This window comes from Pseudomonas sp. MF4836 (genome assembly GCF_002018875.1).
Classification (GTDB): domain Bacteria; phylum Pseudomonadota; class Gammaproteobacteria; order Pseudomonadales; family Pseudomonadaceae; genus Aquipseudomonas.
Genome location: NZ_MVOL01000025.1, coordinates 47977 through 54371, shown reverse-complemented (window position 1 = coordinate 54371; position 6395 = coordinate 47977). Strand labels below are relative to the sequence as shown.

Sequence of the window (6395 nt, the reverse complement as noted above, 5' to 3'; positions counted from 1 at the left end):
CCCTCCTCGGTGGAAAACACGTTGGCCGTGCCACGGTCGAAATGGATGCCGCCGTGAAAGTGGCCATTGTTGCCCAGGGGGAAATGCCCACCGTCCGCAAGCGCCAACCCGGCGTAGGCGTCCTGGAGATCCGCAAAGGCTTTGCCGTCCTTGGCGTTGAAGGGGTAGCCCATTCGGGAGGTGGGTTTGGGGGCAACGGTCATCCTTGATGTGCTCCAACGGGTTCAACGGGTGAGCTGCCAGACCCAGGTCTCGCCATAGGCGTGCGGGCTGGTCCCGGCTGCGGGAATCTAAGGCCCGGATCGAGAGCGGGGCTATAAGGTGAGTCTGAAACTCAGCCGCCGGTCTTTTGGCCTTCCCCTCTTCGCCACACTCTGTGCTGTAGCGAACAGACCCGCTGCCGGATGTTGCCCACACTGCATCACCACTCATCCTCTGCTACCTGATGCGCTACAGGACCTTCGCATGCCAGCCACCGTGATCCGCAGCGCACACAATCAGCTGATCCAGGGTTTGCCCCCCGGGCAGCGCCTGAATGTGCTGGCCCATTGCGAAACCGTGGAGCTGAGTTTCGGCAAGGTTTTGTGCGAGGCACGCCAGCCGCTGGAGCACCTGTATTTTCCGCAGACCGCTTTTATCTCCCTGGTGGCGACCCTGCGGGACCACCCGCCGCTGGAGATGGGCTTGACCGGCAACGAGGGGGTGCTTGGGGCCAGTGTGCTGCTGGGGGTCGAGACGGCGCCGTTGCGCGCGGTGGTCCAGGGCGCCGGTAGTTGCCTGCGCATGGGCCTGGGCCAGTTGCCCCTGGCCCTGGCCGCCAACCCGCTGTTGCGCGCGGCGCTGGATCGCAGCCTGTATCGCCTGCTGCTGCAACTGTCGCAAACGGCGGTGTGCACGCACTTTCATGAAATCGAACCGCGCCTGGCGCTGTGGCTGCTGATGATTCACGACCGCGCCCACGCCGACCATTTCCACCTGACCCATGAGTTCCTCGGCAATATGCTCGGTGTGCGGCGCAGCGGCGTGACCGTGGCCGCCGGGGTCTTGCAGCAGCGCAAGCTGATCCGCTACAGCCGTGGCGAGATCACCATCCTCGACCGCACCGGGCTGGAAGCCGCCGCCTGCGAGTGCTACGCCACGCTGAATCGACAAACGCCGTAGGCCCATTGCCCGATTCTGGACAAGGTCCAGGCAATCGCAGTGCCACTATGTGCGCTAACAGACAGACAAGGTCCGGGCGCCTCTCCAGACTGTCGCGACAGGTATACGGCACAGGCCTTGATGCCTCGCCGGCACTGGTCGCGACACACCGCCTGGCCCCAACAATTTTAGTGAACCAAGCCCATGGAAAGCGAAGACAAGCGCCGGATCACGGAATCGCTGACCCGGCGTGCCGGGGAGAGTCCGAGTGCCCCGCAGGTCGCCGCCGCCACGGTGTCGACCCTGCAGGCTATGGACGCCGCCCTGACGCCTATCATCGGCCAGCGCGGAGTCGCCGCCCTCTACAGGCGCAGCCTGTTCCTCTGCACGCCCGGCTGCGACGGCCTGACGGCGGTGCTTGAAAACGTGCACAGCGTGATGGAGCTGGCGCCACTGGAGCAGTTTCTGGCCGGGCAACACAGCGCCGACACCTTCACCGCCAGCGTCACGCTCCTGACCACGTTCAACGAGTTGCTCGCCACCCTGGTCGGCCCCTCGCTCACCGAACGTCTGCTTCGTTCTGTGTGGGAACACTCTTTTAGCGGTACAGCCCCGCAGGACATTTCGCCATGAGCAGCAAAGTGACAATCAACCGCCTGGCTACCGGGGTTCCAGGCCTGGATGAAGTACTGGGCGGCGGGCTGCCGGAGTTCTCCTTCAACCTGATCGCCGGTCCCCCAGGCTGCGGCAAGACCACCCTGGCCCACCAGATGATGTTCGCCCTGGCCACGCCGGAACGCCCGGCGCTGTACTTCACCGTGTTCGGCGAGCCGCCGCTGAAGATGCTGCGCTACCAGCAGCAGTTCGACTTTTTCGACAGCGAGTCGGTCAACCATTCGGTGCGCTACATCAACCTGGCGGACGACACCCTGGCCGGCGACCTGGACGAAGTGCTGCGGCGCATCGTCGCCGAAGTCGAGGCCCATGGCCCGGCGCTGGTGTTCGTCGACTCGTTCCGTTCGGTGGTGCTGGCCAGCCGCACCCAGGACAACCCCAACAACAACCTGCCGCAGTTCGTGCAACAGCTGGGCATGTTGATGACCACCTGGCAGGCCACCACCTTCCTGATTGGCGAGTACTTCACCGAGACCGACACCAACCCGATCTTCACCGTGGCCGACGGCCTGATCTGGCTGCGCCAGAGCGTCCAGCGCAACTCCATGGTGCGCAAGATGGAAATCATGAAAATGCGCGGCCAGCCGACCCTGCCCGGCCTGCACAGTTTTCGCATCAGCCAGGCCGGGGTGAAGATCTTCTCCCCGAGCGCCTGTCACAGCCCGGCACCCGGGGCACTGAGCCCGCAGCCGTTGAGCGAGCGCCTGCCGATGGGCGTGCCGGGCCTCGACGAGATGCTCGGCGGCGGCCTGCCCCGAGGTTATTCGCTGCTGGTGGCCGGCCCGTCCGGCTCGGGCAAGAGCATCCTGGCCGCGACCTTCCTCGCCGAAGGCGCGCGCCGGGGCGAGACCGGGGTGATCGCGGTGTTCGAACAACACCCCAATCGCTCCCATAACCCGGGCCTGATGCAGTTGATCGAGTCGGGCCAGGTTGGTCTGGTGGACAGCCGCGCGCCGGACCTGTCGATCGATGAGATCGTCCACCTGCTGCTGGACGAGATCCATCGGCTCAAGGCAACCCGGGTGGTGATCGATTCGCTGTCCGGGTTCGAGCTGGCCCTGGCGCCGACCTTCCGCGAGGACTTTCGCGAGTCGCTGTCGCGCCTGGTCAGCGCCATGGCCCAGGCCGGGGTCAGCGTGCTGATGACCTCGGAACTGGAAGACCGCTACACCGATTTGCGCTTCAGCCCCTACGGCACGGCCTTCATGACCGACGCCATCATCGTCCAGCGCTACATCGAGGTCGACAGCCGCCTGCTGCGGGTGATGGCAGTGGTCAAGGTGCGGGCCAGCACTCACTCCGACCAGTTGCGTCTGTATGACATCGATGACCGCGGGATCCGCATCGGCCAGATGCTGCCCGACCGTGAAGGGTTGCTGGGTGGCCGGCCATCGCGCAAATCGGCGGTGGACGTGCCCTTGCCCCTGCACAGCCTCCCTGAGCAGTGAGCGGCACTTATGAACGATGCCCGCAGCGATAACCCGCGCTCACTGACTGCCGCTCAGCAAGAGCTGGCGCAGTTGCGGGTGCAGACGCTGGAAGTGCGGGCGACCCTGGCACGCCTGCAGGATGAGGTGGTGCAGGCGCAGCGCGGCCCGGCGAATACGTTGCTGGAGGCCAACCAGGAACTGGTGATCCGCCTGCTGCGGGCTCAGGACGAGGCGCAGACGGCGGCCAAGGCGCTGCACGAGATCTCCCACTCGATCGGCATCGATGACCTGACCAACCTGCCCAACCGCCGGCAATTGCTCACCCGCATCGAACACGCCATCGCCAACGCGGTGCGCCTGGGCGATGGCTTTGCCCTGCTGTTTCTCGACCTCAACGACTTCAAGGTGATCAACGATCGCCTGGGCCATGGGGTAGGCGATGCGATGCTCAAGCAAGTCGCGCAGTGCCTCAAGGCCTCGGTTCGCGAGACCGACACCGTGAGCCGCTACGGCGGCGACGAGTTCCTGATCCTGCTCAATAACGTGTCGCGCAAGGCCGATGCGACCCGGGTCGTGGAAAAAATCATCAGTTCCCTGAGTACGCCGTACCACGTCGGCCAGCACGAGTTGAGCCTGAAAGTCAGCATCGGCATCTGCCTGTACCCCGATGACGCCGAGCACCCGCAGCAACTGATCGACCAGGCCGACGCCGCCATGTATCGGGCCAAGCGCCAGGGCAGCGGCGGTTTCGAGTTTCACGACCCACACCTGCTGCCGGGCATCGCCCTGCCAGCGCCCTTCGGTGACATCAGCCACGACCGGCGCGGGAATGAAGCGGAACACCTGCATATCGGGCAATTGCGCGAGGCCAACGAGCAGCTGGTGATGGCCGCCCTCAGCGCCCAACAGCTGCAATCGGGGGCCGAGCAGGCGTTTCTGCAGCAGAAGGACCTGTTGGCCAAGGTCGCCCATGAACTGCGAAACCCCTTGACCCCGCTGAGCCTGACGGCCGGCATGCTGTTGCGCCTCAAGCATGAGGAGCTGCCGCGGATCCAGGCAATCATCGAGCGCCAGGTGCGGCATATGTCGCGGCTGGTGGAAGACCTGGTGGACGTGTCCCGGGTCAGTGCCGGCAAGTTGCGCCTGGACCGGCAGCCGATCGACCTCGGCGTGATCATCACCGAGGCCCTGGAAACCTGCCATGAGGCAATGGAACTGCGCCGGCAGCAGATCAGGGTGCAACTGCCGAAACAGGAAATCCCCGTCAACGGCGACTCGCTGCGCCTGGCGCAGATCTTCGGCAACCTGTTGGGCAATGCCTCCAAGTACACACCGCTGGAAGGTGAGATCGCGCTTTCGGTGCATGTCGCCGAGGGGGCCGTGGAAGTCATCATCAGCGACACCGGGATCGGCATCTCGGCCGCCATGCTGCCTTTTATCTTCGAGCCCTATGTGCAGGATGTGCACGCCATGAAGTTCGATGGCGGTGGGCTCGGCATCGGCCTGACGGTGGTCCGCGAGCTGGTGCTGGCCCACGACGGCCACGTCTCGGCCCACAGTGCCGGGCCGGGCCTGGGCAGTCAGTTCGTGCTCAAGTTGCCGCTGCTGGGGTGCACAGTCGAAGCCTGAAACCCCACAGTTACTGGGGTTACAGGGTCAGCGGCGGCGCTGCCCGCGCGCCTGCGGCGCAATGTCGCATGGAACAGGCATGGGGCCAGCCTTGCGCAAACCGCATCTGCCCACCGCCGGTTTTTCCATGGTCTGCGTGCAGCCCGCCCACAGCAGTGCCTGCGCGGTTTTTCAGGTGGTCGCGAGGGCTGCCGGCGCAGCGTTGATCCAGGGCCTGGCGTGGCGGTTCGGGGGCGGGCCGCGGTGACCTGTCGTCGTGCTCCGGCGCCCCAACGGCCCGGGGTTTGTTAATATCCGCGGCCTTGAAACAAACCCACCGCCTGGCCTTCTTCGACTGCCAGCCTTGGCAAAGGGCAGTAATGCATGAGTGTTTTAGTCACCCGCCGCAAAGTGATTGCCGGCATGGGCCTGCTGGGCCTGGGCCTGCTCGCCGGCTGCGACAGCAGCAGCAAACTCTCCTACAAGTACGGCAAGGACTTGAGCGACAAGATCCTCGGCCGGACCTTCAAGCTGCGCGACACCGACGGCAATCAGAAGCTGCTGTCGAGCTACCGGGGCCTGATGCCCATGGTCTTCTTCGGCTTCACCCAATGCCCGGCGGTCTGCCCCACGGCACTGGCGCGGGCGGTGCAGGCCAAGAAGTTGATGGGGCGCGACGGTGATCGCCTGCAGGTGATCTTCATCACCCTGGACCCGGAGCGCGATACGCCCGAGGTACTCAAGGCCTACGTCAAGGCCTTCGACCCCAGTTTCGAGGCGCTGTACGGCACCCTGGAAGAAACCGCGGAGACCGCCAAGGAGTTCGGCGTGTTCTATGAAAAGATCCCCAGCGGCTCGACCTACACCCTGTCCCACAGCGCCACCAGTTTTGTCTTCGACTCCCGCGGCGTACTGCGCCTGGGGCTGTCCCCTTCCCTGACCGCGCAGGAATGCGCGGAAGATCTGCTTACCGTGATGGAGGTCTGCTGATGCACCCCGCCCCTCGTAACCCTGCTTTTGCCCGCCGCGCCAAACAGGCCGTGGCCATTCTTTCGCTGCTGGGCCTGGCCTGGCACGCCTCGGCCCAGACCCGGGTCGACGACGCCTGGGTCCGCGCCACCGTGCCCGGCCAGCAGGCCACCGGCGCGTTCATGACCCTGACCGCCGACAGCGACAGCAAACTGCTGAGCGTGCAATCGCCGGTGGCCAAGACCGTGCAGATCCACCAATCGAGCATGAACAACGACGTGATGCGCATGGAAGCCGTGCAAGCGGTGGACCTGCCGGCCGGCAAGGCGGTCAACTTCGACCCCCACGGCTATCACGTGATGCTGATCGACCTGGTGGCCCAGGTGAAGGAAGGCGACCAGGTGCCGCTGACCCTGACGGTGCAGAACGCCAAGGGCGAGCAGGAGTCGATCCAGCTCCAGGCGCCGGTGCGGGCGCTGAACATGCCTGAGCACCACATGCAGCACTGAGCCTTGATCGGGTAATGCCAGCGGCCTTGAATCCTCCCGGATCAAGGCCGTTTTGCTGTGTGCG

Annotated in this window: 7 protein-coding genes; 6 read left to right on the top strand and 1 reads right to left on the bottom strand. The window is 65.1% G+C overall.

Translation table 11 applies throughout. The annotated features are described in order from the left end of the window. Window positions 1-203, bottom strand: a 203-nt coding sequence (locus MF4836_RS35680) for a hypothetical protein (protein ID WP_153050295.1), incomplete at its 3' end; no start/stop codon positions are given. A gap of 262 nt (window positions 204-465) precedes the next feature. Here MF4836_RS35680 and MF4836_RS33425 point away from each other — a divergent pair. The 6 genes from MF4836_RS33425 to MF4836_RS33400 all read left to right on the top strand — a co-directional run bounded on the left by MF4836_RS33425 (window position 466) and on the right by MF4836_RS33400 (window position 6331). Continuing rightward, on the top strand, window positions 466-1161 hold the full coding sequence (locus MF4836_RS33425; protein ID WP_078473969.1) for a Crp/Fnr family transcriptional regulator: 696 nt from the start codon (window positions 466-468) through the stop codon (window positions 1159-1161). A gap of 183 nt (window positions 1162-1344) precedes the next feature. Then, window positions 1345-1773 (top strand): hypothetical protein, encoded by a 429-nt coding sequence (locus tag MF4836_RS33420; RefSeq protein ID WP_238596250.1) that lies wholly within the window; start codon window positions 1345-1347, stop codon window positions 1771-1773. Then, window positions 1770-3263, top strand: a complete 1494-nt coding sequence (locus tag MF4836_RS33415) for an ATPase domain-containing protein (protein ID WP_078473968.1) — start codon at window positions 1770-1772, stop codon at window positions 3261-3263. The genes MF4836_RS33420 and MF4836_RS33415 overlap by 4 nt, the downstream gene beginning before the upstream one ends. 9 nt (window positions 3264-3272) lie before the next feature. Continuing rightward, window positions 3273-4874: a diguanylate cyclase domain-containing protein gene (locus MF4836_RS33410; RefSeq protein WP_078473967.1), complete on the top strand. Its 1602-nt coding sequence runs from the start codon at window positions 3273-3275 to the stop codon at window positions 4872-4874. Between the two features lie 363 nt (window positions 4875-5237). Beyond that, a complete protein-coding gene (locus tag MF4836_RS33405; RefSeq protein WP_020296877.1) occupies window positions 5238-5843 on the top strand; it encodes an SCO family protein in 606 nt (201 codons plus the stop codon). Further along, window positions 5843-6331 carry a copper chaperone PCu(A)C gene (locus MF4836_RS33400; RefSeq protein ID WP_078473966.1) on the top strand — a complete coding sequence of 163 codons (489 nt, stop codon included), beginning with the start codon at window positions 5843-5845 and terminating at the stop codon, window positions 6329-6331. The genes MF4836_RS33405 and MF4836_RS33400 overlap by 1 nt, the downstream gene beginning before the upstream one ends. The last annotated feature ends 64 nt before the right edge of the window (window positions 6332-6395 follow it).